At 56.6% G+C, this 26,733-nt stretch carries 32 protein-coding genes and 2 tRNA genes; 15 read left to right on the top strand and 19 right to left on the bottom strand.

Annotated features, from left to right (window positions below; translation table 11 throughout):
- Positions 1-126 precede the first annotated feature (126 nt).
- Positions 127-447, top strand: coding sequence for a DUF6280 family protein (locus tag ACR0EL_RS00600; RefSeq protein WP_008757056.1), 321 nt, complete (start codon positions 127-129; stop codon positions 445-447).
- Positions 448-511: 64 nt separating this feature from the next.
- Here the strand turns inward: ACR0EL_RS00600 and ACR0EL_RS00595 are convergent, their stop codons facing one another.
- Positions 512-1,081, bottom strand: coding sequence for a cobalamin biosynthesis protein CobQ (locus tag ACR0EL_RS00595; protein WP_480497319.1), 570 nt, complete (start codon positions 1,079-1,081; stop codon positions 512-514).
- Positions 1,082-1,140: 59 nt separating this feature from the next.
- Between ACR0EL_RS00595 and ACR0EL_RS00590 the strand changes: the two genes are divergently transcribed.
- Positions 1,141-2,598: a cobyric acid synthase gene (locus ACR0EL_RS00590; protein ID WP_480497317.1), complete on the top strand. Its 1,458-nt coding sequence runs from the start codon at positions 1,141-1,143 to the stop codon at positions 2,596-2,598.
- Positions 2,599-2,602: 4 nt separating this feature from the next.
- On the opposite strand, the gene ACR0EL_RS00585 is transcribed toward ACR0EL_RS00590, so the two are convergent.
- The 3 genes from ACR0EL_RS00585 to ACR0EL_RS00575 form a co-directional block, all read right to left on the bottom strand.
- Positions 2,603-3,439, bottom strand: a complete 837-nt coding sequence (locus ACR0EL_RS00585) for a hypothetical protein (protein ID WP_480497315.1) — start codon at positions 3,437-3,439, stop codon at positions 2,603-2,605.
- A 74-nt stretch (positions 3,440-3,513) separates the two neighbouring features.
- Positions 3,514-4,932, bottom strand: coding sequence for a TolC family outer membrane protein (locus ACR0EL_RS00580; protein ID WP_353006207.1), 1,419 nt, complete (start codon positions 4,930-4,932; stop codon positions 3,514-3,516).
- Positions 4,933-5,027: 95 nt separating this feature from the next.
- A complete protein-coding gene (locus ACR0EL_RS00575) occupies positions 5,028-5,681 on the bottom strand; it encodes a protein-L-isoaspartate O-methyltransferase family protein (RefSeq protein WP_353006205.1) in 654 nt (217 codons plus the stop codon).
- Positions 5,682-5,909: 228 nt separating this feature from the next.
- Between ACR0EL_RS00575 and ACR0EL_RS00570 the strand changes: the two genes are divergently transcribed.
- A tRNA-Cys gene (locus ACR0EL_RS00570) sits at positions 5,910-5,983 on the top strand.
- A gap of 18 nt (positions 5,984-6,001) precedes the next feature.
- On the opposite strand, the gene ACR0EL_RS00565 is transcribed toward ACR0EL_RS00570, so the two are convergent.
- A complete protein-coding gene (locus ACR0EL_RS00565) occupies positions 6,002-6,436 on the bottom strand; it encodes a tyrosine-type recombinase/integrase (RefSeq protein ID WP_480498389.1) in 435 nt (144 codons plus the stop codon).
- 201 nt (positions 6,437-6,637) lie between these two features.
- Positions 6,638-6,713, bottom strand: a tRNA-Thr gene (locus tag ACR0EL_RS00560).
- A gap of 175 nt (positions 6,714-6,888) precedes the next feature.
- Between ACR0EL_RS00560 and ACR0EL_RS00555 the strand changes: the two genes are divergently transcribed.
- Complete coding sequence (locus ACR0EL_RS00555; RefSeq protein ID WP_480497312.1) at positions 6,889-7,767, top strand: hypothetical protein; 879 nt, start codon at positions 6,889-6,891, stop codon at positions 7,765-7,767.
- A gap of 14 nt (positions 7,768-7,781) precedes the next feature.
- Here the strand turns inward: ACR0EL_RS00555 and ACR0EL_RS00550 are convergent, their stop codons facing one another.
- The gene (locus ACR0EL_RS00550; protein WP_170530827.1) at positions 7,782-8,048 is read right to left on the bottom strand and encodes a DUF2312 domain-containing protein; all 267 of its coding nucleotides are present in this window, start codon (positions 8,046-8,048) and stop codon (positions 7,782-7,784) included.
- 173 nt (positions 8,049-8,221) lie between these two features.
- On the opposite strand from ACR0EL_RS00550, the gene ACR0EL_RS00545 reads away from it, so the two are divergent.
- Positions 8,222-8,440, top strand: coding sequence for a hypothetical protein (locus tag ACR0EL_RS00545; protein ID WP_170530829.1), 219 nt, complete (start codon positions 8,222-8,224; stop codon positions 8,438-8,440).
- A gap of 10 nt (positions 8,441-8,450) precedes the next feature.
- Here ACR0EL_RS00545 and ACR0EL_RS00540 read toward each other — a convergent pair whose 3' ends face one another.
- Complete coding sequence (locus tag ACR0EL_RS00540) at positions 8,451-8,666, bottom strand: hypothetical protein (protein WP_170530831.1); 216 nt, start codon at positions 8,664-8,666, stop codon at positions 8,451-8,453.
- A gap of 244 nt (positions 8,667-8,910) precedes the next feature.
- Here ACR0EL_RS00540 and ACR0EL_RS00535 point away from each other — a divergent pair, with 244 nt between their 5' ends.
- Genes ACR0EL_RS00535 through ACR0EL_RS00520 form a run of 4 tightly spaced genes read left to right on the top strand, consistent with a single transcriptional unit; the run spans position 8,911 to position 11,108 of the window.
- Positions 8,911-9,774 carry an MBL fold metallo-hydrolase gene (locus ACR0EL_RS00535; RefSeq protein ID WP_480497309.1) on the top strand — a complete coding sequence of 288 codons (864 nt, stop codon included), beginning with the start codon at positions 8,911-8,913 and terminating at the stop codon, positions 9,772-9,774.
- 33 nt (positions 9,775-9,807) lie between these two features.
- Positions 9,808-10,236: a YeeE/YedE family protein gene (locus tag ACR0EL_RS00530; RefSeq protein WP_480497307.1), complete on the top strand. Its 429-nt coding sequence runs from the start codon at positions 9,808-9,810 to the stop codon at positions 10,234-10,236.
- The gene (locus ACR0EL_RS00525) at positions 10,236-10,667 is read left to right on the top strand and encodes a DUF6691 family protein (RefSeq protein ID WP_480497306.1); all 432 of its coding nucleotides are present in this window, start codon (positions 10,236-10,238) and stop codon (positions 10,665-10,667) included. The genes ACR0EL_RS00530 and ACR0EL_RS00525 overlap by 1 nt, the downstream gene beginning before the upstream one ends.
- A gap of 9 nt (positions 10,668-10,676) precedes the next feature.
- On the top strand, positions 10,677-11,108 hold the full coding sequence (locus ACR0EL_RS00520) for a protein tyrosine phosphatase family protein (RefSeq protein WP_480497304.1): 432 nt from the start codon (positions 10,677-10,679) through the stop codon (positions 11,106-11,108).
- Positions 11,109-11,129: 21 nt separating this feature from the next.
- Here the strand turns inward: ACR0EL_RS00520 and ACR0EL_RS00515 are convergent, their stop codons facing one another.
- The 5 genes from ACR0EL_RS00515 to ACR0EL_RS00495 all read right to left on the bottom strand — a co-directional run bounded on the left by ACR0EL_RS00515 (position 11,130) and on the right by ACR0EL_RS00495 (position 17,036).
- Entirely contained in the window at positions 11,130-12,227 is a 1,098-nt protein-coding gene (locus ACR0EL_RS00515; protein ID WP_480497302.1) for a FliM/FliN family flagellar motor C-terminal domain-containing protein, read from the bottom strand.
- 77 nt (positions 12,228-12,304) lie between these two features.
- Positions 12,305-14,983: an ATP-binding protein gene (locus tag ACR0EL_RS00510; RefSeq protein WP_480497300.1), complete on the bottom strand. Its 2,679-nt coding sequence runs from the start codon at positions 14,981-14,983 to the stop codon at positions 12,305-12,307.
- Positions 14,983-15,291, bottom strand: a complete 309-nt coding sequence (locus ACR0EL_RS00505; RefSeq protein WP_480497298.1) for a hypothetical protein — start codon at positions 15,289-15,291, stop codon at positions 14,983-14,985. Before ACR0EL_RS00505 ends, ACR0EL_RS00510 begins: the two co-directional genes overlap by 1 nt.
- The gene (locus ACR0EL_RS00500; protein WP_353006183.1) at positions 15,288-15,668 is read right to left on the bottom strand and encodes a response regulator transcription factor; all 381 of its coding nucleotides are present in this window, start codon (positions 15,666-15,668) and stop codon (positions 15,288-15,290) included. The genes ACR0EL_RS00505 and ACR0EL_RS00500 overlap by 4 nt, the downstream gene beginning before the upstream one ends.
- Before the next feature lie 78 nt (positions 15,669-15,746).
- Entirely contained in the window at positions 15,747-17,036 is a 1,290-nt protein-coding gene (locus ACR0EL_RS00495) for a helix-turn-helix domain-containing protein (RefSeq protein ID WP_480497296.1), read from the bottom strand.
- A gap of 198 nt (positions 17,037-17,234) precedes the next feature.
- Between ACR0EL_RS00495 and ACR0EL_RS00490 the strand changes: the two genes are divergently transcribed.
- The 4 genes from ACR0EL_RS00490 to aat all read left to right on the top strand — a co-directional run bounded on the left by ACR0EL_RS00490 (position 17,235) and on the right by aat (position 20,460).
- Complete coding sequence (locus tag ACR0EL_RS00490) at positions 17,235-17,771, top strand: LuxR C-terminal-related transcriptional regulator (RefSeq protein WP_353006179.1); 537 nt, start codon at positions 17,235-17,237, stop codon at positions 17,769-17,771.
- A gap of 142 nt (positions 17,772-17,913) precedes the next feature.
- On the top strand, positions 17,914-18,417 hold the full coding sequence (accB, locus tag ACR0EL_RS00485; protein WP_353006177.1) for an acetyl-CoA carboxylase biotin carboxyl carrier protein: 504 nt from the start codon (positions 17,914-17,916) through the stop codon (positions 18,415-18,417).
- A 9-nt stretch (positions 18,418-18,426) separates the two neighbouring features.
- The gene (gene accC / locus ACR0EL_RS00480; RefSeq protein ID WP_480497294.1) at positions 18,427-19,776 is read left to right on the top strand and encodes an acetyl-CoA carboxylase biotin carboxylase subunit; all 1,350 of its coding nucleotides are present in this window, start codon (positions 18,427-18,429) and stop codon (positions 19,774-19,776) included.
- 51 nt (positions 19,777-19,827) lie between these two features.
- Positions 19,828-20,460, top strand: coding sequence for a leucyl/phenylalanyl-tRNA--protein transferase (aat, locus tag ACR0EL_RS00475; protein ID WP_480497292.1), 633 nt, complete (start codon positions 19,828-19,830; stop codon positions 20,458-20,460).
- On the opposite strand, the gene ACR0EL_RS00470 is transcribed toward aat, so the two are convergent.
- From ACR0EL_RS00470 to ACR0EL_RS00445, 6 genes are all read right to left on the bottom strand, one after another.
- A complete protein-coding gene (locus tag ACR0EL_RS00470) occupies positions 20,415-20,783 on the bottom strand; it encodes a DUF2155 domain-containing protein (RefSeq protein ID WP_480497290.1) in 369 nt (122 codons plus the stop codon). The two genes, aat and ACR0EL_RS00470, sit on opposite strands and share 46 nt — an antisense overlap.
- On the bottom strand, positions 20,780-21,232 hold the full coding sequence (gene mlaD, locus ACR0EL_RS00465) for an outer membrane lipid asymmetry maintenance protein MlaD (protein ID WP_480497288.1): 453 nt from the start codon (positions 21,230-21,232) through the stop codon (positions 20,780-20,782). The genes ACR0EL_RS00470 and mlaD overlap by 4 nt, the downstream gene beginning before the upstream one ends.
- 12 nt (positions 21,233-21,244) lie before the next feature.
- Positions 21,245-21,628, bottom strand: a complete 384-nt coding sequence (locus tag ACR0EL_RS00460; protein ID WP_480497286.1) for an NADH:ubiquinone oxidoreductase subunit NDUFA12 — start codon at positions 21,626-21,628, stop codon at positions 21,245-21,247.
- Between the two features lie 78 nt (positions 21,629-21,706).
- Complete coding sequence (locus tag ACR0EL_RS00455; protein WP_480497284.1) at positions 21,707-22,063, bottom strand: RidA family protein; 357 nt, start codon at positions 22,061-22,063, stop codon at positions 21,707-21,709.
- A 178-nt stretch (positions 22,064-22,241) separates the two neighbouring features.
- Positions 22,242-23,507: an ATP-dependent Clp protease ATP-binding subunit ClpX gene (gene clpX / locus ACR0EL_RS00450; protein WP_353006165.1), complete on the bottom strand. Its 1,266-nt coding sequence runs from the start codon at positions 23,505-23,507 to the stop codon at positions 22,242-22,244.
- Positions 23,508-23,641: 134 nt separating this feature from the next.
- On the bottom strand, positions 23,642-24,274 hold the full coding sequence (locus ACR0EL_RS00445; RefSeq protein ID WP_480497281.1) for an ATP-dependent Clp protease proteolytic subunit: 633 nt from the start codon (positions 24,272-24,274) through the stop codon (positions 23,642-23,644).
- Between the two features lie 254 nt (positions 24,275-24,528).
- On the opposite strand from ACR0EL_RS00445, the gene ACR0EL_RS00440 reads away from it, so the two are divergent.
- Together ACR0EL_RS00440 and ACR0EL_RS00435 are read left to right on the top strand one after the other, a co-directional pair.
- Positions 24,529-24,666 (top strand): entericidin A/B family lipoprotein, encoded by a 138-nt coding sequence (locus tag ACR0EL_RS00440; protein ID WP_353006163.1) that lies wholly within the window; start codon positions 24,529-24,531, stop codon positions 24,664-24,666.
- 1,445 nt (positions 24,667-26,111) lie between these two features.
- A complete protein-coding gene (locus ACR0EL_RS00435; RefSeq protein WP_480497279.1) occupies positions 26,112-26,627 on the top strand; it encodes a DUF488 domain-containing protein in 516 nt (171 codons plus the stop codon).
- Positions 26,628-26,733 lie beyond the last annotated feature (106 nt).

The following is a 26,733-nucleotide window of genomic DNA, read 5'->3' as shown; positions in this document are numbered from 1 at the left end:
ACCTGCAGCAAGCTATGCACATGACGCAACGCAACTATGCATTTTAGCTGTATCCGAATCGCAGCTAATAGGTCATAAGGACCGTCACGCCGAAAATGCAAGAGCAAGAACAACAAGGAAGACGAGATGAGAGATTTCGTTGACGGCACTGCCTTTAACAATGAGCAAGGCAATCGTGCTCGCAAACTTTTTGCAGCCGTTGTGTTGGCTGCGCTTGATGATGCTATCGCCGACGACAAGAAATACGGCAATGGCCCCGAACAGATCGCCCGTTGGGCCCGTTCGCGTGATGGGCGCGAAGTCCTATCTTGTGCCGGTATCGACCCCAACGAGCGGGTTGTCGGTGGCTTGATGGAGTTCGTCGGTCGTGGCGTGCGCACCTCTGTGGCGCTGTCCCGCGAAGAGAGCGAGCGTCGCAACGCCGCTCAGCAGGCCGAAGCAGCCTGAACCTGCAAATTGCCGGTTTGAAAAGACGCGCCCCTGTCACCGGGGCGCGTTTTTCTTTGTGTGGTCAGAAAAACCGCAACCATTGCCAAGCGGTCCAGAACTCAGCGCCCAGCAAAACAGTAAAAAATACCTTGGCCGTGATCGAAAGGCCCCGGCGCCACAAAACCGCGTAGGCGGCTGCGCAGATCAGGGTCGAGATAGGCACAACCCAGAATGCGTGATGCGTACTGTCCCAATAACTGACTGGGCTGTGAAAGACCCAGTCGCTGAGAGGCCAGAATTGCGGACGCCCATCGCCAGCGTGAAGCAGGAAATCTGTTGCCAGATGCAGCAATCCAGCAGAAGCCATCACAATCAGAAATGACCAGCCTCGCCACACGCCCAGTATCAAAGCCAGCCCCCAAAGAATAAACGAATTGTCGATCGCAAAGATCGTCTGCCAAGTGGATGAGAAATAAAGCTGATCAAAGACGGCATTTGGCGGGATACCCAGAATATAGAGTGATGTACCCGCCATCAGATAAAGCGACAGATCCGGCAGCAACGACCCCAGCAAGGCGGCCCCCAGAATGCGCCCATGTGCGGGCCGAGCAAAAACGGCGGCGCCGATCAAAAGATGCGCGGGCGTGTTCATCCAGGGCTTTCCCTTCGGCGTCAAATCAGGTCATCTGCACGCCAGCATAGGAGACGACCATGGTTCGTGCCATCATGATTCAGGGTACCGGCAGCAATGTCGGAAAATCGGTTCTCGTGGCCGGGCTGGCGCGCGCTTATACGCGGCGTGGGTTGAGAGTTGCTCCGTTCAAACCGCAGAATATGTCGAACAATGCTGCGGTGACCGAGAACGGGGGTGAGATCGGTCGGGCCCAGGCGCTGCAAGCGCGGGCTGCGAAACGCGCCACGCATACGGATATGAACCCGATCCTGCTGAAACCCGAAACCGACACCGGTGCTCAGATCATCGTGCAGGGGCAGCGCGCTGGAACCATGAAGGCCGGGGATTATCGCAAGGACAAATCCAAACTTTTGGGCGCTGCTTTAGAAAGCTTCGACCGGCTGTGCGGGGATGCTGATCTGGTCCTGATCGAAGGGGCCGGCAGCCCAGCCGAGACCAACCTGCGCACGGGCGACATCGCCAATATGGGCTTTGCCTGTGCGGCGGGTGTTCCTGTGGTTCTGGTCGGTGACATCCACCGGGGTGGCGTGATCGCGCAGATCGTTGGTACCCAGGCCGTACTGGATGACGACGATCTGGCGATGATCAAAGGATTTGCCGTGAACCGGTTCAAGGGCGATGTGTCTCTTTTTGATGAAGGGCGCGATGACATTGCGGAACGCACTGGTTGGCCCTGTTTGGGCGTTGTCCCGTGGTTTCACGATGCGTGGAAACTGCCCGCCGAAGACATGATGGACATTCGATCCCATACCGGCGGCGCCTGTAAGGTTGTGGTTCCTCAACTTGAGAGGATGGCCAATTTCGACGATCTGGACCCGTTATCCGCAGAACCCGGCGTGAGCGTCGAGATCATCCCCGCTGGCCGCCCCCTGCCCGGCGATGCCGACCTTGTGTTGCTGCCAGGCAGCAAATCTACCATCGGCGACCTGAAATATTTCAGGGCTCAGGGGTGGGATATCGACCTGCTGGCGCATGTCCGTCGTGGCGGACATGTTCTGGGCCTGTGTGGCGGCTATCAGATGTTGGGTAAAACCATCGCCGACCCTGATGGCGTAGACGGTCACCCGGGTACCGTTGAAGGGCTTGGCCTGCTGTATGTCGACACAGTCATGGCAGGCACGAAACATGTGACCCTGACCGAAGCCGTTGCCCTGCCCAACCGTGCGCCTGTCAGCGGGTATGAGATTCACATGGGTCGTACCGAAGGCCCGGATTGCGCGCGTGCCTGGCTGGAAGTCGCCGGCCGACCTGAAGGAGCCGCCAGCGTAAACGGTCGTATTCTGGGCAGCTACCTGCACGGCATATTCTCATCCGATGCGTTCCGCGCCCAATATCTGGCAACATTGGGCGTGAAATCTGAGAATGCGTATGAGGACGGGGTTGAGCAAACGCTTGATGCGTTGGCCGATCATCTGGAACAGACCATGGATTTAGACCAGTTGCTGAAACTGGCGCATGCGCCAAAGCGCACCTGAGCGGCTATTCCAGTTCCTGCGCAGCCAATGCGCGATAAATCTCACGCCGCACCATTTTGCGGACATTGCGCGTGATCCGTTCGCCCAACGCGCCTTTTAGCTCTTCCCGGACAACCTCGGCGATCATTGAACGCAGCGCTTCTTCGTCAACTGACAGTTCCCGAAGCTGCGCAGTCTCCTGTTCCGCAGACTCGGTCACTGGCACAGCCTCGGCAGAGCGGATAAATGTGGCGGGCTGCGCCTCATCATTTTCTAACTCTTCTTGTCGAGGCGTTTCGACAACTGGTTCTTCTTCGTCGGAAGCAACTTGATCGCTTTGGGGCAGCTCATCTTCTGGCTGTTCTTCCAGCGAGGCTTGCCCATCACCTTCAGCAAATGCCGTACCCGTATCCCAGGACAGGCTTTGATTCGGTGTACCTGAATAGGCGTCATCACTGTCGCCGTCAGGCTCCCACTGATCTTCAGTACGGGCAATGGCAGCTTCCAGCGCTTCAATCTTGGCACTCAGGCTGAGTGTCGGGTCGTCCGACTGCTCATCCATCGCCACTTCGCGGGGGGCTTCCTGATCGGCGCCCGCATCATCTCGCACGATGTCGCACGCGCGCAGCAGCATTGGTTTCGCCGAAACCTCGGCACTATATTCGGGTTCCAGTTTCAGCGGGGCGGTTTCAGCCGCAGCGGGTTTTGAGATGCGCAACGCATCCGTTAACACCAAACGACCGGGTTTGCGCGCCTTGGCGCTTTGATCAGCCCCCTTGCCCGCTTTACCTTCCTCACTGACCAGACGTTTGACCGAAGACAAAACGTCTTCGATCCCGGCTTTTACGACATTATCCGCCATTTTTCTCTACCGCTCTATCCTCAGGGTAGAGTGTAGCCAATCCTATCAAAGCGAACAACAGATAGTATTGCCCGTCAGTCCCGGCGCAACGCTTTTAGCACGCGATCCAGATCCTTACTCTGTTTGCTGACCTGAGCCGGCGCTTTTTTGACCAGATTGTAGTAGAGAGTCGGGTCGTAGATCTGCACCGCCAGTCCCAGACGCTCGGCCGTCAGCAGGCCCTGAGCCTGAAGCAGCTGATAAGCTGCCAGCGAACGCTCGGTCCGCGACGCGATCTCAGCCAGTTGCGCATCCAGCAAATCCTGCTGGGCCGTCAGCACATCCAATGTGGTTCGGGCGCCCAGTGTGGCCTCTTCCCGAATCCCATCAAAGGCTACCTGTGAGGCTCGAACGCGTTCGGTTGACGCCGTCAGACTGGCTGTCGCGGTTTCAAACCGGACATAGGCATCGGTCACGCCCTGCGTGATATCTTTTTGCACATTCAAAAGGTTCGCCCGCGACGCATCGCGTGTGGCCATGGCACGACGAACACTCGCCGCCAGTCGACCACCAGCATAAATTGGTTGGCTCAAGCTAAGAGCAACACCTGCAGTATTTTGATAATCGTCATCATCAAAGTCTTCTCTCACACCAACGTCAGCGCTCAAACTGACATTAGGACCGAGATTCGCGCGCTGCTGCTGAACGATAAGATCCAAAGCTCGCACCTGGTGCTGAGCGGACAGGATTGAAGGGTGGTTGCGCAATGCCAGATTGATTGCTTCAGATTGAGAGCGCGGCAGGTTCGGAAGGCTGGGCTGCCCTGATGTGCGACCCGGCCGCTTTCCGACAGCATTGACATATTCTGCTTGGGCAGTGCTTAGATCACCCTGCGCATCCGCAAGATCCGCACGTGAACTTGCCAGCTGAGATTCAGACAACGCCACATCGGTCCGGGTGACTTCACCTACTTCGAAACGGTCATTCGAAGCACGCAGCTCTTCGCTGGACAGATCAACGTTATTCTGGCGGATCTGAACGGTTTCTTCCTGAAGCAACACGCCTAGGTATGCCGTTGCGGCGCGGAACAAGACCTGCTGTTCAATATCAATTAGAGATTGCCGGGTGGACAGGACGGTCTCCTGCGCTGACTGCTTACCCAACACAGATGCCCCGCCATCATACAAAAGCTGGCTAAGCGTCAATCCGGAAAAGAAACGCGCCGGATTGGCCGTTGCAACAGACGCACCGGTTCGCGTCCTCGAGTAGTCCTGGCTTATATTCACTGTCCAGTTGATAATGGGGCGCAGAGCAGCCAGCGCAATCGCCACGTCTTCGTCTGCAGCCCGCAGCAACGCACGATTTTGCTCCAACAATCCGCTGGTGTTGTAGGCCCCGATAAACGCATCTGTAAGGTTATCAGCCCATGCCTGACGCAGCGGCATAACGCTTAAGGCCAGTCCTGCGGTCAATGCACACGCTCTGACCAGTTTGCCAGTCGCCGTCCTACGCATCACCAAATCCTCTCAACTCAAAAAATTTCTGCCCTGTCGGCAATTTGCGCCGTCATTTTCAACTAATCAAGGTGGCAGAACAAACTACCTTTGGACTATAGCGAAAATGCACTCTGATGGGAAAAGCTATCAAGTACCGGAGCACTGGCATTGAACGCATCGCGCCAACTGACGCGCCCACCCGCCTTGCGCCCGATGCGAACGACACCCAATCCGTCCTCAACAAACAGGCACGCAATGCGACCGCTATCCTTCAATTGATCCAGAAGAGCATCGGGAACCTGCTGCACCCCGCCTTGGATCATGATCACGTCATAAGGCCCGTGTTCTTCCGCGCCCTGCTCAAGCGGACCAACGTGAACCACGGCATTGTCAGCGGCGACTTCGGTCAGAGCGGTTTGTGCCTCACCCGCAAGCGCTTCGTCGCTTTCCACGGCAACAACCAGTTCCGCCATACGCGCGGCCACCGCTGTCGAGTACCCCAGCGCCGGCGCAATATCGAGCACGACCTCGTCATTACAAATGTTCAACGCATCCAACATCTTGGCCAGGGTCCGCGGCTCTAACAAACTACGCCCATTCCCCAGATTGATTACGTCTTCGACATAGGCGGCTTCGCGCTGCGAGTCCGGCACAAAATCCTCGCGCGGCACCGAGAGCATGGCATCAATGATAGGGAATTTCGTCACATCCGAAGGTCGCACCTGAGTATCAACCATTATGCGGCGTCGCGTTGCGAAATCTGTCATGTGATCTCTCGTCTGAAGTCTCAAGCCTGTTCGGCTTTTGCCACATCCCTTGGTCACCGGCAACGCCTCTATTGCCGCAATCCTCCATCTTCAACGATTGGGCTGAGTATGAAATCGCGGTATTTCGCACTTTGGTCCGGAAATTTCACGACTGTCCTCTGGACGCCCTGTCGCAAAGCTGCTAGAACGCCAAACACACCACGGCAAGTATCTGATTTTACTTGAAAAGGCGAGTTGGCGGAGTGGTGACGCAGCGGATTGCAAATCCGTGTACACCGGTTCGATTCCGGTACTCGCCTCCAATCTTTTCAATGACATAGCTACTGGCTTCCTTCTAGGGTATCAGTTTCACGTTCTGCCCCCTTTTCGTTCTTCTTCCTGTTACGCTTCTCTGAAGGTTGAAGCGCTCGCATGACCTGCCGCGCCTCGCCAGCGTATTTGCGCACCATGCGTTCAGTTGCATGACCGCTGAAAGACTTTATCTCGTCGTCCGAACAGCTGGCCCAAGCAAGCTCTTTGATGCCACGACATCGAAGTGCATGTAGATCAAACTCTTCGACACCTAAACGCTGACGGGCCTCGCGCATTACCTTTGCCATATATCTGTATTTCATCGCCTTACCGGTTTTTGTACGGAGGATCGGCTGATCCGGTGCAGGCGGCACGGGGAGCGCCGCGTAGGCTCTGTTGAGGGCTGCTTTTAATTCGTTGGTGCACGGCAACTCCAAAAAAACACCGGTTTTCCCCTGCCGAATTACCAGCGACTTCCATCAAAATCACCCCGGCAGAAACGCACCCAATGCCAGTGTCTCTTTTGGCCGAAGAGCGCTCAGTGCAACATCCCTACCAGGTCTTGCTCTCTTCCCAAGCGGGTGCGCAAAGGTGGCCCAAAGGGTGATCCGAGTTATTCAGAATAACCCTAAGCAGTTGTTAATTATAATGTTTTGCGGGTTTTGTGGTGCCCCCACACGGACTCGAACCGCGGACCTACTGATTACAAATCAGTTGCTCTACCAGCTGAGCTATAGGGGCGCTGACCGTCGATTACTGTCTCCGGACAGAGACTGCAAGCCGGAAATTTAGCATAGAGTTAGGGATTGTCGAATTTCCTTAGAAAGTGTGAAATCACTCGCAACGAAATGCCCGGTCTTGATAACAGTGAAGCAAAGCCGAAAACGGCTCTGCAGGACAGTCGGGCGCAAGGAACATGATGCATGTAGTCATTCACGCCGGGGTCCCCTACACGGATGCGGGGCAATTGCTGGCAAATCTCGCAGCTCACAAAGGCGCGCTGTACAAGGCTGGGACCTTACCACTAGGACCGCGCCGGTGCAGGCAATTCGTCAAGGTCATGTCCGACGCCATGGCGAGCGGTCTGCCTCTGGCAGAGACGCGCGAGCAGATGAATGCCGTGCTGCCTGATGCTGCGGATATTCAGCGTGTCGTTGTTTCCAGCGAAAAGTTCTTTGGGCCGATGCGCGCGGCCTTGCAACATGGGCAGATCTATCCTTTTGCGGGGAAGCGGGCTGCGTATACGCAGGACCTGCTGAACGGCGCGGAGATCGAAATCTTTGCCGGGCTGATGAACCCCGGCCTTTTCATCCCAAGGGTTTTGACAGCACTGGATCCAGCACGCACCAGATCAATATTGGATACGACAGACCTGAGCTGTCTCAGCTGGGTCACCATGATCGAAGACCTGGGCGATCTGGTTCCAGATGTCAAAATCACCCTTTGGGAGAACGAGGACTCGCCACTGATCTGGGGAGATATCCTGCGCGCTATGGCCGGTTTGCCCGACAGCATTGCCATCCCTGGGGAACATACCCTGCTCGCTTCTTTACTGACCGAACAGGGTAAACATCAGCTTTTGCCATTGATCCAGCAGGAACAATCCGGCGCGCGGCTTGCATCAGGCGCTGAACTGGCCGAGCTACTTGAGGCCCATGCTCAACCCGATCGGGTTGAGGAGGAATTGGATCTGCCCGGCTGGAGCACTGAAATCGTCAGTGCATTCTCAGAGCTTTATGCACAAGACATGGCAAAAATCCGAACGATGCCAAATGTACGAATATTAGAGGTCTGAAACAGTCAGACGCTCTACATCCCCAATGCCTCTTTGTACATTTCCAGCACTGCTTCTTCTTCGGCGATGTCGTCCTTGTCGCGCTTGCGCAAGGCGATGACCTTCCGCATGACCTTGGTGTCGTAGCCCCGAGCCTTGGCCTCGGCCATGACTTCTTTTTGCTGTTCAGCCAGATCCTTTTTCTCAGCATCCAGCCGTTCGAACCGTTCGATGAACTGACGCAGCTCTCCCGCTGTGACGCGGTAGTTGGCGGTGGCCTGATCTTCGGTCATGTCTTCCATAGGCGTCTCTCCCCAAGGCTAGAATCTGATGCTGTGACATCGGCACGATGCCGGATACAGTGCGACCGCCCCGGTCGCAAGCACGCAATCCCGAACCGGGCCCAAAGCACGCTTGTGCGAATTGCCTCGATCCTTTAAGCGCGGGTGCGGATCAGGCAGCTTTGCGGGGAACCATGTTTGAATTCATCACTTGGGGCGGGGCCGCCCTGTCCGTTGCCGGGCTTGCCGGGTTGGTCTGGTGCATTCTGCGCGTGATGAAAGCGCGCAAGGCCGGACTGTCTGATGATGAACTGCGTGCGGTTGTTCAGGGCGTTCTGCCCTGGAACCTCGGATCACTTTTCCTGTCGGTGATTGGCTTGATGCTGGTCATCCTCGGGATTTCCTTCGGATGACCTTGCGGAATTAGACAGGCATATTGTCAAACTGCGCTTCCATCGCATCTTCGCACAACGCCGAGTCCAGTCGACGCAAACGAGATGGGACATGCATGCCCTGACGGCGCATGCGATCAACGATCTTGCTCACACTCGGTTGCAGGGCCAGGCGCGTATCGAGACAGGCATTCTCGAGCTTTTGTTCAATCTCTGTGAATTCGGAAAACAGGGTATTCTGTTTCATATCGCTCCTCCCAGGTGGTGCCAGTATCTCCGATATAGGTAACGGGATTAAGACCAGAACAATCTAACCTCAGGTTGTGCGGAATCTTGCCGGGTAATTCGGCGGATTCGGCAATCTTTCCCGGTTCGGCTAAAGTTTAATCCAATATTGGTATGGCTGCCTTGACAGACATCAATTGCCAAATCGGCAGTTGAAACACATTCCATAGTCAATATATGTTATTTGGACCGGGACGGAGGATGATATGACCCCTAAAGTGCAGGCTTTTTTTGATGATCAAACCTTCACGGTTTCCTATGTCGTGCACGAACCCGAAGGCCGGGCCTGCGCCATCGTCGACAGCGTTCTGGATTTCGATCATGCATCAGGACGCACCGGGACGAAGGCCGCGGACGTCATCGTTAACTATATCCAGTCAAACGATCTGAAGGTCGAGTGGATCCTCGAAAGCCATGTCCACGCCGATCACCTGTCGGCCGCGCCTTATCTTCAGGAAAAGCTGGGTGGCAAAATCGGGATCGGCGATCAGATCGTGACCGTGCAGGACACCTTTGGCAAAGTATTCAACGAAGGCACTGAATTCCAACGCGATGGCAGTCAGTTCGATGCCCTGTTCAAGCAAGGCGATAGCTTTCATATCGGTCAGATGCGTGGGGATGTGTTGCACACGCCGGGTCATACCCCAGCCTGCCTGACCTATGTGATCGGCGACGCAGCTTTTGTTGGCGATACATTGTTCATGCCCGATTTTGGCACCGCCCGTTGCGACTTTCCGGGCGGGTCATCCTCAATCCTGTATGAATCGATCCAGAAAATCCTCGCCCTGCCTGATGAAACGCGGGTCTACGTGGGGCATGATTACAAGGCCCCAGGCCGGGATCAATACGCCTGGGAAACCACTGTGGGTGAGCAAAAAGCGCTCAACATTCATATCGGACAGGGGCGCAGCATCGAAGAGTTCGTGGAAATGCGCGATGCACGGGATGCAACGCTGGCGATGCCACGCCTGATCCTGCCGTCTCTGCAGGTCAATATGCGTGCGGGTCAGATGCCCCCGGCGGATGAGCAGGGCGATGTGATGCTCAAGCTGCCGATCAACAAGCTCTGACTCTGCGACATCAACATTAAGGACGTATCGGATATGGACGCATCTTGGGTGATAGGCCTTTTCGGCGGCCTGCTGATTGGCCTTGGCGGTGCGGTGTATCTGCTCGGCAATGGCCGCGTCATGGGGGCCAGCGGTATACTGGGCGGGCTGGTCGACGGCAGCGCGCGCAGCGAGAGCAGCGAGCGTCTGGCATTTATTGTCGGCTTAATCGGAATGCCCCTGCTGATGCGCCCATTGATCGCACCACAATCTGAAACGCATCTGACCGGAAATCTGCTGCTGGTCGTGATCGCAGGGCTGCTAGTGGGTGTCGGGACCCGCATCGCAAATGGTTGCACCTCTGGCCACGGCGTATGCGGCATCTCTCGGTTCTCACTGCGCGGCATTGTGGCAACACTGATTTACATCGCAGCCGGTGCGCTGACCGTTTTGGCCCTGCGGCACATGCTGGGGGTCATCTGATGCGCATCCTGATCGCTTTGATCGCAGGGGCTTTGTTTGGCACCGGCCTACTGGTTTCAGGCATGACCGACACAACTAAGGTTCAGGGTTGGCTGGATCTGTTCGGCGCCTGGGACCCGACGCTTGCCTTTGTCATGGGTGGGGCCATCCTGCCTATGCTGATCGCCTGGCGGATGACCAACGGAAGGCAACCCATCGTTGGCGGCCAGTTTCCAGCACCTCCACGCCCCGAACTGGACCGTCACCTGATCATCGGTTCTGCGCTGTTTGGCATAGGCTGGGGGCTTGTTGGGCTGTGCCCCGGGCCGGCAATGGCTTCGCTAAGCTATGGGGGCCTCGGCGGATTTCTGTTTATGCTGGCGATGATCACAGGAATGTTCATCGCACCTGGCCTTGGCGCACAGCTAGACAGGGCCGCAAACCCAACCTAAGGATTTGGCATGGAGATTCGCCCAATTACCCCCCGCTATGCCGTCTCACCGCAGATCACGGTTGAGGATGTGCCCGCCATCGCCCAAGCCGGGTTCGTCAAGGTAATTTGCAACCGACCCAATGCCGAGGTTCCCTCAGATATGCAATCCGACGCAATCGGCGAGGCCGTGCGCGCAGCCGGGTTGGAGTATGAGGTTCTGGAACTGACGCACCAGACCATGACGCCCGATAACGTGGCTCGGCAAAGGGATATGGCCGAAGCCTGTGGTGGACCGGTGTTAGCCTATTGCGCATCTGGCACGCGGTGTTCGGTCGTATGGGCCTTGGGCCAATGCGACCGTATGAGCACCGACGACATTCTAAATGCCACTACACGCGCAGGCTACCAGCTGGAAAACCTGCGTCCGGCATTGGATCATATGCGCAAGGCTGTGGACTAGGGTTCAGTTATATCCAAACGGCTAACTCACATCATCGGGGCCGCTTAGCCCCGCCAGCTGCGAAATCTCAGCCACCATTTGTTCCGAGTTCTCAAAACTCAGATCACCCTCTTGGGCTTCCAGAGTGTCCGGACCAGCGCGATAATCTGTGACATCGACGGCTTGGGCGCCCGATGGCATATCAGGTGCGTTTTGACTGGCCGAAGCTGCCTGGCTTTCGATAAATTCCTGCGTCTCAATCTCGGATAACGCAGCCAAACGGGCTTGTTCGTTAATCCGAACCGCACGCAAGCCGCCACATTGACCAAGCCGCCCAACCGCAGTCCGCGACCGATCGATGGCCAGAATTTCTGTCCGGTCGATGCGCGCGTGTTGCAGCGGCAGAATATCCCCAGCGTCAAGGCCTGAAAGATCAGACAGTGGCACATTCATGCGACATAAAACGGCGTTCAATTCGGCCCGGACAACGCCCGAAGATTGCTCCAGGCTGGGCCCCTCCTCCGCTTCGGGGATCAGGCAATCCTCTACGGGGGATGACTTTTGTGGCAACAAAACGCAGATATGTCCCTGCCGTATGCCACCTGCCAGGTCGACCGTCAGTTCGAACCCGCAATACATATCTTCAACCAGTGTCAGGCAGACGGATCGCAAATCTTGCGCACGAGACATGTATTCATAGCCGATCAGCCCCACATCATCCGATGCATTTTCGGCCAGTTCAGCCGCCTTGGCCAGCGCAGCTTCCAGCAGCGGTGCCGTCATTGCCGCATCCGTATTCGTGAACGCGCGCGCCTCTGGCGCAGTTTCGGTGACCTGACCAATGGTCTGGGTCTGCAAAATGGCCGAAACCGCATTTGGATCAAGGCAGGCGGCTGCAACTCCATCTGGCCCTTTCAGGAACAACAGCAGCCAGTCATCCCCGATCAAATTGACCAGATCATTGGCAGGCTGCAGTGATTGCTTTGCGCCAATCACTGCAAGGGGCAGGTTCAGCCGATCTGCTGCTGCCCGCGCGAATCCCAGACGCAGTGCGCGCAGCACTGAGCGCGACCGGTTCTTCAAATCCTCGCGCCCCGCTGACAGCTTACGCAACAGCGCAGTCTTCCCTGCCTCTGACATGACCAAAACTCACCAATTGTTCGAGCCTCTGACCCTTGATGTAACCCGGTGAGTGTTACAAAGTTCTTTACCCGCCCTTATTGCGCCGCTTGTTGATAGGCCAACGGCAGGCTGACCCGGAACGCAGCCCCGCCCTGCCCCGGCAGATAACTGATCTCGCCCCCAAGCCGCTGCATGATCTCGCGGCAGATCGCCAGCCCCAGCCCCGCGCCGCCGGCCTTATCGATCCCGATCCGCGCAAATTTCTCGAACACCAACGATTGGGCCTCGACCGGAACGCCGCTGCCGTTGTCAACGAAATCAATCACCACGCGTCCCCCGATATCATGGGCCGAAATCGTCAGAACGGGCTCATCCGCATCGCAGTATTTCTGCGCGTTGGAAATCAGGTTGATGACAACCTGCCCGAAGCGGTCGAGGTCGGTGTGTAGCGGAATACGTTCCGAAGCGCGTGTTCGGCGGATTGTCAGAGGTTTCGATGCTCCGGCCAGCGCGGTTGAAACCGCACGATCCAGCACCGAACGCAGGCTACCATCGCTCATGTTCAAGCTGACCTGACCATTTTCTAGCACGCTCAGATCCAACAGATCATCCAGCAAACGGGTTAGGCGTAAGGCTTCATCATGAATGGTTGCTGCAAATTTGGTCTGTTCCTCGTCGCTCAGCCCTCCGGTGTCGCGCAGGATTTCGGAAAACGCCCGGATCGAGGTCATCGGGGTGCGCAGTTCATGGCTAACCTGGCTCAGGAAGCTGTCTTTTTGTTCCGACATAAGGGTTAGCTTGGTGTTGGCTTCGCGCAGCTGCCGCGCGGTCCGGCTTAGCTCTGCCGACTTCACCTCCAGCTGACTGGAGTATTCCAACAATTGGGCGGATTCGTCCGCCACCGCCAACAAATCCTCGACCGAAATTGAGGCGCCTCCCACGATCTGACCAATCATGGCATGGGCCGTGGCCGCGCCAACCGAACCGCTGAGTTCACGTTCAAGCCGATTCAGGAAGCCCGGCGTGGGCTCGGGCAGGTGTGACCTCCCACCCTGATGCTCGGCTTCGGCCTGAAAGAACGCCTGCGCGGGACCGGTGCCCAGAATGCGCTGGGTCATGATCATCAAGTCTTCGCTTTGCGCCACCGACCCCGACCAGCCGCGCGGCGCAACGGAATGGTCAAAGACATTCACGAACTGGGCCCCCTGCAACCGCTCCAACGGGCTGGGGAAGCTAAGAAGCGACGCGACGCAAAAAGCAATTGTGTTCAAAGAGATCGACCACATCACGGTGTGGACCATCGGGTCCATCCCCTCGATTCCGAAGAGGGCCTGAGGACGCAGCCACCCTATCCCAAACGGGCCCTGTTCGATCACCGTTTGAGACATCCAAAGCCCACCCATACCCGGCAAGAGCAGCGTGTAGCACCAGAGCGCAAATCCCACCGTCAGCCCGGCCAAAGCGCCGATGCGCGTGGCCCCCCGCCAGAACAATCCACCTACAAGGGCGGGCAGCATCTGCGAGACCCCCGCAAAAGCGATCAACCCGATCGAGGCAAGCGCCGCGCCATCGCCGATCAGGCTGTAGTAGAAATATCCCAGCGCCATGACCGCAGCGATCGAAACCCGACGCGCCATCAAAACAATGGTCCGTACATCACCAGGGACAGATCCCACCCGTTCATGGGTATTCAGCCAGATCGGCATGACAATCTGGTTCGATACCATGGTGGAAAGCGCCATCGCCGTGATGATCACCATCGAAGTGGCCGACGAAAAACCACCGATAAATGACAACATGGCAAGCCAATCATTGCCCTGTGACAGCGGCACCGTCAGCACAAAGAGATCAGGGTTAGAACCAGGCGGTAAAAGGTCCAACCCGACGACCGCAATGGGAACAACAAACAGGCTCATCAGCAGCAGGTACAAGGGAAACGCCCAAGCTGCTGTCCTCAGATGGCCTTCATCGTCATTTTCAACGACCATGACCTGAAACATGCGCGGCAGACAGACAAAGGCTGCCGCAGACAGGAATATGAACGCAGTCCAGCGACCTGCGTCGATGTTCCATTGGCCAATTTCCGAGGCATCAATCCGATCCATCATTGGGCCAATCCCACCGGCAATGCCCCAGACGACAAACACACCAACGGCGATCAGGGCAAACAATTTGACCACCGATTCCACCGCAATCGCTGTGACAACGCCATGATGACGCTCGTTCACGTCCAGATTTCGCGTGCCGAATAGAATAGCGAAGACAGCCAAACCGGCCGCAACCCAGAATACATTTGATCCGCTTGGGTATAGGCCAGATGGATCAGCTTCGACAAATATCGAAAACGACAGGGTGATCGACTGAAGTTGCAGGGCAATATACGGCGTACCGGCAAGCACCGCCAAAATGGTGACACAGACCGCAAGGGTGTTTGATTTTCCGTAGCGGGAGGACAGAAGGTCGGCGATTGAGGTCACCCTCTGGCTGCGCGCAACCCGCACCAGCTTGCGCAATCCCCACCACCAACTGACCATCACCAGCGTCGGCCCCAGATAGATCGTCACGTATTCCAGACCGGACCGCGCGGCATTGCCAACCGCGCCGTAAAAGGTCCAGGCGGTACAATAGATCGACAAGGACAGCGTGTAGATTAGGGGCGAGCGTAGCCATTTCCCTCGCCCCGCCTCGGCCATTCTCTCAGCTGCGAAGGCCACACCAAACAGCAGCACCACGTAGCCTAGGCTGACCAATATTAGAATGTTAGGCGTCGCCATCAGTCTTTGTCCGCGCCAATATCGTCGCGAACGCCCAACCCTCTAGCGGTCAGGCCAAAGATCAGGCCAATCGCGATCAACACGCCCCAGCACACAAAAATATACAGCATAGCCGATGAAAGCGGCACAGCGTCGTCGCCCGCGCTCTGATCCGGCCAAAGCAGCGGCAGTGCCAAAAGCGCCGCACCCAGAAACGGCAATAACCGGGCGGCATCGGCCAGTCTGCGACGGCGGTAGCTTTGCCGCCCAAGGAATAGCGAAGACCGTTTGCCCTTTGGTATCTGGTCTATGTCGCTGTCAGGGGTCATGCCCGCGAGGCCTGAGCGTGTAGATCACGCACCGCAGTCAGCACCTCGGCATTTGAAAACGGTTTGGTCATGAAGCGGCTAACCCCGGCATTTTCGGCCATTTCCCGATCGCGGGATTGCCCGCGTGCCGTTAGCATCAAGACCGGCAAGCGTTGCATCCCGTCCAACTCGCGCAGGTCGCGCAGAATATCCATGCCGTTTTTTCCCGGTAGCATGACATCGAGGATGACAAGATCCGGGGCTGCGGCCTGAATCACCTGAACCGCATCAGACCCTTCGGCATGCGTTTCAACCTGCCAGCCTTCGCGTGTCAGCAAAAAGCGGATGGCCTCAGCGATGTTCGGCTCATCCTCGATCAACAGAACCTTACGGCTCATATTTTCAGTTCCTCCCCATGGCAGATCGCGCTCTTGGCACGCTGCCACCGCCAGATTAAGCGGTCAGTCATCGACCTGTCAAAAACCTTCGCTCAGAATCGAAGGCTCACGCCGCGATGTACAATCTCGGCTCGGGCACACCCGGCAACTGGCCCCGACATGGGTCAAAGCCGATGCCCCCTCTTCCTCGACCGGTCGCACCAGCATGACCGACCGATAAGCCGGGTCCTGATCATAGCCGGTCACCGCATGAGGCCAGGCGTAAGCGTGGCACTCGAACTCAGCCGCACTGCGCCCCAGTTGAGCGATTTGCTTTCGAACCGGCACCAGAGCGCGACTGAGAGCGGTGAACAAGGGCCATAACGGACAAGCCTCGCCATGGCGCGGCATGACAAAGCCAGGAAGCGGTTTCAGAAACAGTAGGCTGCCCGATGCATCGCACAAGGCCAGCCCTGCAGGGCGCGTCAAATCCTCCTCTGGCACAAAGGCTAAACGCCGCAAAACTGTGGGGATATCGACCGCGAAACGTTGCGCCAACGTGATAGGGTCAGGTTCGCCCTTAGCGAGAATTTGCTTTAACTCGGCAAGCGGTATCGCAATCGCGTCTTGTGCACACCAGCGTAGAATCTCTTGGGCGACAGAACGGGCGGTGGCGGTGTTCAGTCCGTCTAGGGCAATACTCTCAACCCCTGCCCCCGCTTCGAGTTCGGGAAAACTGTAGTTTCGGGCTGCAAAAAAGCTCTCAACCTCTTCCAGCGGGACACTACGGGGGGTCTTGGCCGCATCGCTTTCATCCAGATAAGACACCAGCGCCTTAGAGCTTTCGGCCAGGCGTTCAGCATCCTGATGTAGGTTCTTGTGAAACCGGTCCTGCCATTCGGTTTCGATATCCTGCGTGTCCGCCAGAATGGATGCAGTGGATCGAATGGCGGCAGCGGTTGTCAGAACCTCATGCATCGACGCGGCCAGATGCGGGTCATGTGTCAATCGGTCCGATAGCGTTTCGACCGTGCGTTCCAGTGACACGACGCGCTGATGCATTTGCGCCAGAACGCCGGCCCAGCCAGGAAAGCGACTGGCAAATTCCTCCAGCCCGTCAACCTCAGCCCGCTGTCCGACTGCATCTGCCGCGGCCTCTCGCAGTGCAGAAATCAGCGTCGCCTCGATCCCCTGGGTCAGCAGCGAGGGCTCTACATCCAAGGCTTCGGCAATATCGACTAGAAGCTTTCCTCCGATCCTGCGGCGGTTATGTTCAATCAAATTCAGATATGACGGCGAAATTCCAACGCGCTTTGCAAGCTCGGATTGTCTGAGCCCGGAGATCTGACGGCGTTCGCGGATCCGGCTACCGGTAAGCGTATCGCGCATCAAAGGCTTCTCCCTCGCCAAGCTTTCAATCACAGTCGAGCATTTTCAACATATCTTATTTAATCAATGTAGTTAAGGCAGAGTTTTCAGATAGGATTTACAAGATTAACAAAAGCAACAGTAAATCACCCACTTCAGATCCACAGCAAATTCTCATGACCTCTTCTATTTCCGACCAATTCCCGGCACGATATGACGATGAGTGACCCCGCCTTCGAATATGCCCCAATTGGGCTGGTTGAACTGGAAAACCGGATCATCCGGCGCTGCAATCTGCAGTTTGCGCGGACCTTCGGAGGGGGTGAGAGCGACTATCGCAACATGCCTCTGCTTCACCTCTACCCCTCCGTCGCGGATTGGGAAAGGATCGGCGCGCGCAGCTTGCAGGTGATGCGGGACACCGGGTATTACACCGATGAACGGGTGATGCGACGACGCAATGGCGATTTGTTCTGGTGTCGCGCACGCGGCAGGTCGCTGACACCGGATGATCCATTCCGTCATGGTATTTGGAGCTTTTCAGACATCTCGGAAGAACGCCCCCTGGTCGAACTGACCGTACGGGAACGCGAAGTGGCGATCCTGTCCTGCCGCGGCCTCTCGGCCAAGGAAATCGGTGTCGAACTCGGCCTCAGCTATCGCACGATCGAAGCCTACCGCGCACGCCTGCTGGAAAAGTTCGGCGCGCGCAAGTTATCAGAGCTCGTGGCGAAACTTTCAGGCATGCCGCTCTGACTGCACTCTACCCGCGCAAATTCCTTAAATTACCGCCTCAGACTGCGCTTTTCATGGCCCCAAGCTTAGCTTATAACGCTGCGTAATCAGACCAAAGCCCGCAGGTTTAGATGGGCCACTAGGGGAACCGTCGAGGACACTCATGACAGATACCAAGCACGACGCAGATGTAGCATTCATCAAGGCACTGGCCGAATTGCTGCGCGAAAACGACCTGACTGAATTGCAGGTGAAACGCGAGTATGGCGAAGAAGACAGCCTGAATGTGCGCGTCAGTCGCATGACACAGGCAGTCGCTGCGCCGGTTCAGGTCGCCGTTCCTGCCGCCGCCCCGACAGCCCCCGCCGCCGCACCCGCCCCTGCTGCAGCTGCCGCCGAAGCCCCTGCTGCACAAGAAGACCCGGCCAGCCACCCCGGCGCGGTCACCTCACCCATGGTGGGTACGGTTTACATGCAGGCCGAACCCGGCGCGCCGTCGTTCATTTCCGTCGGCGGAGCGGTGTCCGAAGGTGACACGCTGCTGATCGTCGAAGCGATGAAGACCATGAACCACATCCACGCACCCAAATCGGGTACCGTCAAACGCATCTTGGTTGGCGACGGCGACGCTGTGGAATTCGGCACTCCTCTGGTCATCATCGAGTAAGGCGGGCCCATGTTCGACAAGATCCTGATTGCCAACCGAGGCGAGATCGCCCTGCGCGTCATCCGCGCCGCGCGCGAGATGGGGATTAAGACGGTCGCCGTCCACTCCACCGCCGACAGCGACGCGATGCATGTGCGCATGGCGGACGAATCGGTCTGTATCGGCCCTCCGCCCAGCCCGCAAAGCTATCTGTCCGTCCCAGCCATCATCTCGGCCTGTGAGATCACCGGCGCGCAAGCGATCCATCCCGGCTATGGCTTCCTGTCAGAGAATGCCGAATTCGTGCAGATCGTCGAAGACCACGACATCACCTTTATCGGCCCTACCGCTGAACATATCCGCGTCATGGGTGACAAGATCACGGCCAAGGACACGATGAAAGCGCTGGGCGTGCCATGCGTTCCGGGTTCGGACGGCGGTGTTCCCACGCTGGAAGACGCAAAGCGCATTGGTGAGGAGTTCGGCTATCCCGTCATTATCAAAGCCACCGCTGGTGGCGGTGGTCGTGGGATGAAAGTCGCCCAAAACGCCGATGAAATGGAAAGCGCCTTCATGACGGCACGTGCCGAAGGCAAGGCCGCCTTTGGCAATGACGAGGTCTATATCGAAAAATACCTGACCACGCCGCGCCATATCGAAATACAGGTCTTTGGCGATGGCAAAGGCAAGGCCGTCCATCTGGGCGAACGCGACTGCTCGTTGCAGCGCCGCCACCAGAAGGTGTTTGAAGAGGCCCCCGGCCCCAGCATCACCCCTGAAGAACGCGCCAAGATCGGTAAGATCTGCGCCGACGCCGTGGCGAAGATCAACTATATCGGCGCGGGCACCATCGAGTTCTTGTATGAAAACGGTGAGTTCTATTTCATCGAGATGAACACCCGCCTGCAGGTGGAACACCCGGTAACCGAAGGCATTTTCGGCGTTGATCTTGTGCGCGAGCAAATCCGCGTCGCCTCAGGCCTGCCGATGTCGTTCACTCAGGACGATCTGGAAATCGAAGGCCACGCCATCGAGGTTCGGATCAATGCCGAGAAACTGCCCAATTTCTCTCCCTGCCCCGGTAAGATCACGGCTTATCATGCGCCGGGCGGTCTGGGCGTGCGGATGGATTCGGCACTGTATGACGGGTATTCGATCCCGCCCTACTACGACTCGCTAATCGCAAAGCTGATCGTACAGGGGCGCGACCGGGCCGAGGCGCTGGCGCGCCTTGAACGCGCATTGGGAGAGTTGATCGTTGACGGTATCGACACCACCGTGCCGCTGTTCCACGCGCTGCTGCAGGAACCTGACCTGCATAGCGGTGAGTACAACATCCACTGGCTGGAGCACTGGCTTGCGGAGAATATGGCAGACTAACCTGTCTGGAAGGCCGGATGGAACCAATCCTCCGGCCTTCGGGTTTTTCTAATGAGCCTGACTGCAGAACTTTTGCTGCATGGCTACTCCATCGGCATTTTTCCCATGGCAGAACATCGGGATGACCCTGAGCTGTTCTGGGTCGACCCAAAATACAGGGGCGTGTTCCCTCTGGACGGCTTTCATATCTCGCGCAGTCTGGCCCGGAGCCTGCGTAGATCCGGCTTTGACATCTCAATCGATCAGGATTTCAACGGCGTCGTCGATGGCTGCGCAGACCGGGTGGATACCTGGATCAACGGCGAGTTGCGACACCTTTATGATCAACTACACATGACAGGTCACGCCCATTCACTTGAGGTATGGGATAACGACAAGCTGGTTGGCGGCGTCTATGGCGTCGTGTTGGGGGCGGCTTTCTTTGGCGAAAGCATGTTTTCGAGGCGTACTGATGCCTCAAAAATCGCCCTGGCCTATCTGGTCGACCGGCTTAGACAAACGGGTTTCAAACTGTTTGATACGCAGTTCTTGACAACTCACCTTGCCTCGCTTGGCGCCATCGAAATTCCACGCGGTACATATCGTGAAGCACTTGAGGAAGCGATCAACGCAAGCGCTGATTTTTCCGCTGATATTCCTCAGTCAGCGGGTGGTGTGATACAGCGGATCACCCAGACATCATAGCGCGCATGATCCAAAGCATTCAGCGCCGGTGACGTCGCAATCATCCAACCGTCAAACAGCTGATCTGCTTTGCCTTTTTCCCAGATCGTCAGATAGGCAAACGCATCACCTGTGGGATTGTCCGCCGGGTACCTGCAATCCCCCAAGGCCACATCCAATCCAAACACGGGCTGGGTGTCGCCGTTTTGCATTTCGATATCGACGGTCTGGCCGTTTACTTTGTCCAAGCCGCGCAACATTGCACCAGGGCCGGATTCGACCTTCTGCTGAGCAGATGCAGCCGTTGCGCAGAACACGATTGCCATCAGCACCGAATGCTTCATTCGCTGCTGTCTCCGGCCACGAATTTGACCAGCAGTGAAATCAGGCTAACCGCGCCTTGGGTATCTTCAATCTCGTCCCCCGGCTCGAAAAAGAACGGTGAGCCGCCCGGCATGACCTCAACAAAATTGCCACCCAGAAGACCTTCGGACGAGATCACGATCGCGCTGTCATCCGGAACAAGGATCCCATCCGCAATCATAAAGGTCGTATCGGCGCGATAGGTATCTGGGTTCAGATCGACGTCGGTTACGGTGCCGATCTTGACCCCGGCCAAACGCACATCAGTGCCCACGCCGACCCCTTCAAGCGACCGGAAGGAGGCCCCCAGCTCATAACCCGCGCTGCTTTGCGACAGGCCCGTTGACTGGCTGGCGTAAACGCCAAATGACACGGCAACCGCCAGAACGGCACCACCGACGATGACTTCGGTCCAATTGTGGGTCGACATTGCTCGCCTCTGTTATTCGGGGCTCCAGGCCTCATAGTCTTTGCGCTCGACCGGATCGGGTCTGCGCAGCGATCCTGCCGGGGTGTAAGCCAGAGCGGTGCCCGTCAGGTTTTCCTGATGCGGTTTTTCCCAAGATTTATGAGGCAGCGGCTTATCGGTCGGCGGTTCATCCCAGGTGCGATGCAACCAACCGTGCCAGTCAGGATCAACCCGGCTGGCTTCGGCCTCGCCATTGAAAATCACCCAACGTTTGCTGTCATCCGAATTGCGATAGAAGACGTTGCCTTCGTTGTCTTCGCCAACTTTCACACCTTTTCGCGCAGTATAAATCTGGGTGTTCAGGGTTGCCCCGTTCCACCAAGTCACGGCCCGCAGAAGAGTGTTCAGAATGCCCATCAGGTGCCTCCGGCAAAGTGCTCGGGAATGGTATGGACCAAAGGCGCGCCAAGGTCCAGTGCTGCCCGTACGATCTGCTTAGTCAGGCAAGAATGCCGTCACTTCGATTTCGATCCGGTACTTCGGGTCAATCAAGCCACATTCGATCATCGTAGCCGCGGGTGGATTGTCGCCAAATGTTTCGGCCAGTGTGGGCCAACAAGCTTCGAACTCATGACGATCGGGCAGAATGTAAGTTACGCGCACCACATCCGAGAACCCTGCGCCCGCCTCTGACAGCGCTTTTTCGATGATCGACAAAGCGGATTTGCATTGAGCGACAACGTCCTCGCCCTGTCCAACCGTACCGGCGACATGCACCCATCCCCCAGCGACAACAGCGCGGCAATAGCCAACTTTGGCTTCGAATTCGCCACCAGAAGAAATTCGTTTCATTGCAATTTAACCTTTTTTGCGGGAATGGAGGGCGCGGCTTATCTATTGAAAGAGTGAGCGAGGCTCTGTCGCGCGCTCCGAGATATTGATAGCAAGATGCAGAAGGAACTGCGTCAATCAGGCGACGATGTCGCCCCACGACGACAAGGCCGCCAAAGCCCCTCAGCAGCTCTAGCGTTTAGCCAGCTGACGCAGATTCTGCCGTCTCGGCATAGATGATCAAAGGTTGTGCGACAGAAGTCACGGCTTCTTCGTTCACGACCACCTCGGTCACGTTCTTCATGCCCGGTAGTTCGAACATCGTGTCCAGCAAGATATCTTCAAGGATCGATCGCAACCCGCGCGCGCCGGTCTTGCGTTCGATCGCTTTTTTGGCAATCGCTTTCAACGCATCATCAGTAAAGGCCAACTCGGCGTCTTCGAGCTCGAAGAGGCGTTGATATTGCTTGACCAATGCGTTTTTGGGTTTGGTCAGAATGGTGACAAGTGCGTCTTCGTCCAAATCTTCCAAAGTCGCCAGAACCGGCAGGCGGCCAACAAATTCCGGGATCAGGCCGAATTTCAGCAGGTCTTCGGGTTCCAGATCCTTGAATATCTCACCCACGCCGCGATCATCATTGTCGCGCACATCGGCGCCGAAGCCCATGGCCGAGCCCTTGCCACGCTGTGCGATAATCTTGTCGAGCCCCGCGAAGGCTCCACCGCAGATGAACAGGATATTCGTGGTGTCCACCTGCAGGAATTCCTGCTGCGGGTGCTTGCGCCCGCCCTGTGGCGGAACGCTGGCCACCGTGCCTTCCATCAGTTTCAAAAGCGCTTGCTGAACCCCCTCGCCCGACACGTCACGGGTGATCGAGGGGTTTTCGGACTTGCGCGTGATCTTGTCGACCTCGTCAATATAGACGATCCCGCGCTGCGCGCGTTCGACATTGTACTCGCTCGCCTGCAGCAGTTTGAGGATGATGTTCTCGACATCTTCACCCACATAGCCCGCCTCGGTCAGAGTGGTTGCATCTGCCATCGTGAACGGGACATCCAGAATGCGCGCCAGCGTCTGGGCCAGCAATGTCTTGCCGCAACCCGTTGGGCCGATCAACAGAATGTTGGATTTCGCCAGTTCAATATCACCACCGGCCTTTTGCGCGTGGTTCAGACGTTTGTAGTGATTGTGGACCGCAACCGAGAGAACGCGTTTTGCCGTGGCCTGACCGATGACGTAGTCGTCCAGCACCTCACAAATGTCCTTGGGTGTTGGCACCCCATCAGAGGATTTCAGCCCGCTGGCTTTGGTCTCTTCCCGAATGATGTCCATGCATAGCTCGACACATTCATCGCAGATGAAAACGGTCGGACCTGCGATCAGCTTGCGCACCTCATGCTGGCTTTTTCCACAAAAGCTACAGTAGAGCGTGTTTTTGCTGTCACCGCCTGAATTCGTCGCCATGATCTACCTTTCGGGCTTGGTCCACTGGCCCCCAATGAAGGCCGCGCTTGCGCATGTTCATGCAGCTTAGGCCAGCACTGTGGCGGCTACAATCTCAAAAATGCGCCCGACGCCGATGGCGCCAGGCATGTTTGTTAGGCTTCTTCCGTGTCCATCTTGGCGCGGTTCTCGACGATCTCGTCGATATGGCCCCAGTCTTTCGCCTCTTCCGGGCTCATGAAATTGTCACGATCCAGCGCTTTTTCAACCGCCTTTTTTGTCTGCCCTGTATGGCGCACATAGATGTCATACAGGCGATCTTTCAGTTTCTGCGTCTCGGCCGCATGGATCATGATGTCGCTGGCCTGACCCTGATAGCCGCCGCTGGGCTGGTGCACCATGATGCGGCTATTGGGCAGCGAAAAGCGCATACCCTTCTCGCCACCGGCCAGCAGAACCGACCCCATCGAGGCCGCCTGACCGATCACCAATGTCGAACATTTCGGCTTGATGTACTGCATTGTGTCGTAGATCGACAAACCACTGGTCACCACGCCGCCGGGCGAATTGATGTAGATCGAGATTTCCTTGTTCGGGTTTTCCGCCTCAAGATGCAGCAGCTGCGCCACCACAAGATGGCTCATCCCGTCATGGATCGGACCGTTGATGAAAATAATCCGCTCTTTCAGCAAGCGTGAGAAAATGTCATAGGCGCGCTCACCCCGGCTGGTCTGCTCAACAACCATGGGGACAAGCGTATTCATGTAGGTTTCTACGGGATCGAACATTCTTAACCTGCCTGCTTTGCTATGGATCGGGAGAGTATCCCAACAAGTGTTACCCGAGTCTTAGTGTTGCCTTTGGGGGGCTGCAAGGGGTGCACCTCACTTCGCAGGCCGATTGTGAGATTGTTGATCGCGGGCGTTGCGTCGGGCCATATTCAATTGGCTCTGCCGCTTTTGCCACGAACAGCGCCGCTGATGCTGGCCCCGCTTGGGAAAAGGTGCTACCGAAATCATGAACGACCACCAAGGAGACGAATATGATCCGAGCAATCCTGATTGGCCTGAGCCTGTTTGCCCTGACCGCCTGCGAAACCGCCAAAGGCGCGGGCAAAGATATCGAAAACGCGGGGGATGCAATCCAGAATGCGGCCACCGAGGTTCAAGAGAACATCTGACAAGCCCAGTATATTGCGGAGCCGCGCCAGAATTCATCAACATATTGTTGATCTTCTGATCCAGAACCACTAGTCTTGGCACTACAGGTGCATAGACGCGGCACTGCATTATCTGACACAAAGACGGGGTTCTTTCGTTCACACGAAGGAACCCCGTTTCCATTCGAAGGGGTCTTGGATGATGGCCTGTATGGAACCAGAATAGGAAAAGGCGTCAGGTGCGCAGACGCGGTCTTTGCATGTATCCTTGCGGACACTCCTGACGCCTTACCGGTTCAGCGCACCCCAAGGGGCACCCTGATCCAGTTGCCTCAGCCCCTTTCGAAGCTGCGACTGCCGCTTCGACCCGAAGGCCGTTACAGCGCCCAAGACCCATTTTGAGAAGCTGATCTATCGACCCGGGATCTGACACCCAACTCGACCGCTCAGCAACCGGTAAGCCCCTGCAAACCCGAGCAAATCCTAAAACTCACCCAATCCTGCGTTGGCCCCCTGGCCCTTGCGCCCCGCTGCCTGTTCCGAGGAAGTGCTGCGGTGATCTCACTGTTACATTGCGGCCTGAAACCAGCAAGAAAATAGCACTGCAGCATGAAAATTAGACGGGGATAACCTGTTGATATCCGCCGGGAGGAGGATGTGGATAAATCGAGAAGTTTTGCAACTTGGCCTGCTTGCGCGTGGAAAAGTCCGAAAGGATCGAAAACGCTCAAATCTCAGGCGATGCTGCACCTGCGAAGGCCATATACAATCGCAAACCGACGAATCCCGCTGTGGTTGAGCCCGAATCGAAGAACGACTCGCCCTGCCGGCTGGGGCTCTGAGAAGCGTCCCGACCTGATCATAAATACCTACTAAACGCTGCCCGCGCAGGCAGCTGGTACCCCCTACTCTCGATCAGGCCGGAGACGCTTCGGTTCGCCTGTCAGTCCAGAACAGTGCTGTAGGTCGTTCTGATCCGCAGGCTACGGCGTAAATCCCCGCTGTCCTGTTAAACAGATTGGGAGGGCGTGGGCCGGTTGCAACTTTTCTAAGGAAAGCTTCATCTTCGCTTCAGCGCGACTTTAGTCGCTGGCAGCGGTTGATCGTAGAAATGAAAGCCGCGCCGAACCGAGGGGATGAGCGGCGTCTTGGAATTCGTCCAGTGGAGGAATTCAGCCGCGAACGGGCCGAGCCCTGGGGCGCAAACGCGCTTGCAACGGTTGATCAACAGTGCGTAGGGCCGCGACCGACCCGAGGGGAAGCGCAAACGCGCCGCCCGTTTTACCGGAGGCAAACCTTCGGTTTGACGGGGGCGGGTCGGCGCGGCCCGGCGGTGCCGCCGGGCGGGTGGATTCCGCGCAAAGTAAATTGCAACCACGCATCACTCTGTGTTTTCAAGCAAAGAAAAACCTACTATTGGCACAATTTCGTTTATCGTTCTGCAAACAGAAAAATGTGAGGGCACAATGAAGGAACTATATACCATCGGATATGAAGGTTCCTCAGTCGAGAACCTTATCGAAACGCTTGTCGCATTGCAGATCAAGGTGCTGGCAGACGTTCGTGAGTTGCCGATTTCGAGAAAAAAAGGGCTTTCGAAGAACAAGCTTGCAGAACGTTTGGGTGAAGTAGGCATTAAATACATACACTTCAGAGCATTGGGAGACCCCAAGGAAGGTCGTGAGGCGGCCAAATCCGGTAACTTTACTAAATTCGAATCCATTTTTCTTAACCATTTTGAAACTCAAAATGCGCAAGATGCATTCAGTGAGCTTCTCATGATTGCTGCCGACGAAAAAACTTGCATGATGTGCTTTGAAAGATGCGCAACCCATTGCCATCGCTCCTACATTGCGGATGCGGCTGCATCTGAAAACTTTGAAATTTTTAATTTAGTCGCAGACAGACCAGAGCAGTATCAAAAAGATGGAATTGAAATCCCGCGTTACCATCCTCGTCAAAGCCTCGCCGCAGCCGAGTAAGAAACACTCAGAAACAGTTTGCTGTGCGGGGTTGCGCGAAGACGGGACTTGGAAGAGGCTTTTTCCCATTCGCTTTAGGCGTCTAGCTGGCAGTCAAGCTTTTTCG

Source organism: Ruegeria sp. AH12, from assembly GCF_056541465.1.
Note: the sequence above shows the minus strand (reverse complement) of the source record. Positions and strands in the feature narration are given on the sequence as shown.